This window comes from Actinomadura sp. 7K534, assembly GCF_004348575.1.
Taxonomy (GTDB): Bacteria; Actinomycetota; Actinomycetes; order Streptosporangiales; family Streptosporangiaceae; genus Spirillospora; species Spirillospora livida.
The window spans coordinates 1-1,855 of the sequence record NZ_SMKB01000455.1 but is presented as its reverse complement, the minus strand read 5'-3'; the positions used below and the strand labels follow the sequence as shown (position 1 = coordinate 1,855).

General features: G+C 58.2%; 1 rRNA gene. It reads right to left on the bottom strand.

The features are described from left to right. Window positions 1-31: 31 nt before the first annotated feature. Window positions 32-1,855 (bottom strand): 23S ribosomal RNA (locus E1266_RS37040); the annotation flags it as partial.

Here is a 1,855-nt window from a genome sequence, read left to right as displayed (position 1 = left end):
CTCTCGCAGCGGTTTGCTTTGAACGAATTGTGTGTTCAAGCCACTCGGCCTATTAGTACCGGTCAACTCCACACGTTACCGCGCTTCCATACCCGGCCTATCAACCCGGTCGTCTACCGGGAGCCTTACACCCACAAAAAGGGGTGGGAGAACTCATCTCGAGGAAGGCTTCCCGCTTAGATGCTTTCAGCGGTTATCCCGACCGAACGTAGCCAACCAGCCATGCCCCTGGCGGGACAACTGGCACACCAGAGGTTCGTCCGTCCCGGTCCTCTCGTACTAGGGACAGACCCTCTCAATTCTCCTACGCGCGCAGCGGATAGGGACCGAACTGTCTCGCGACGTTCTAAACCCAGCTCGCGTGCCGCTTTAATGGGCGAACAGCCCAACCCTTGGGACCTACTCCAGCCCCAGGATGCGACGAGCCGACATCGAGGTGCCAAACCATCCCGTCGATATGGACTCTTGGGGAAGATCAGCCTGTTATCCCCGGGGTACCTTTTAGCCGTTGAGCGACACCACTTCCACACGTAGATGCCGGATCACTAGGCCCTGCTTTCGCACCTGCTCGACACGTCCGTCTCACAGTCAAGCTCCCTTGTGCCCTTACACTCACCACCTGATTGCCAACCAGGCTGAGGGAACCTTTGGGCGCCTCCGTTACACTTTAGGAGGCAACCGCCCCAGTTAAACTACCCACCAGGCACTGTCCCCCACCCGGATACACGGGCGCGGGTTAGACGCTCAAAACGACCAGAGTGGTATTTCACCAACGACTCCACCGACACTGGCGTGCCGGCTTCACAGTCTCCCACCTATCCTACACAAGACGCTCCAAACGCCAATGCCAAGCTATAGTGAAGGTCCCGGGGTCTTTCCGTCCTGCTGCGCGAAACGAGCATCTTTACTCGTACTGCAATTTCACCGGGCCTGTGGTTGAGACAGCGGGGAAGTCGTTACGCCATTCGTGCAGGTCGGAACTTACCCGACAAGGAATTTCGCTACCTTAGGATGGTTATAGTTACCACCGCCGTTTACCGGCGCTTAGATTCTCAGCTTCGACCCCAAAAGGATCTAACCGGTCCTCTTAACGTTCCGGCACCGGGCAGGCGTCAGTCCGTATACAGCGTCTTACGACTTCGCACGGACCTGTGTTTTTAGTAAACAGTCGCTTCCCCCTGGCCACTGCGACCACACCCAGCTCCCACCGCAAGGGCGTTCACCGGGCACGGTCCCCCTTCTCCCAAAGTTACGGGGGCAATTTGCCGAGTTCCTTAACCACAGTTCACCCGATCGCCTTGGTATTCTCTACCTGACCACCTGAGTCGGTTTAGGGTACGGGCCGCCAGTACACTCGCTAGAGGCTTTTCTCGACAGCATGGGATCACTCACTTCACCTAAAACGGCTCGGCATCACATCTCACCCTTAATGTGCCGCGGATTTGCCTACGACACGGGCTACATGCTTACCCCAGGACAACCATCGCCTGGGCTGAGCTACCCTCCTGCGTCACCCCATCACTCACCTACTACCCCCTCGGGTCGACCGCTAGGCCCGACCAGCACCCGAAGGCACCGACCAGGATTCGGAGTCTTAGCATCAGAGGATTCAGCGTTGGCGCATACCAGCGGGTACGGGAATATCAACCCGTTGTCCATCGACTACGCCTGTCGGCCTCGCCTTAGGTCCCGACTTACCCTGGGCGGATTAGCCTGCCCCAGGAACCCTTGGTCATCCGGCGCAAGAGTTTCTCACTCTTGACTCGCTACTCATGCCTGCATTCTCACTCCCACAGCCTCCACCACTCGATCACTCGGCGGCTTCACCGGCTGCAGGACGCTCCCCTACCCACCC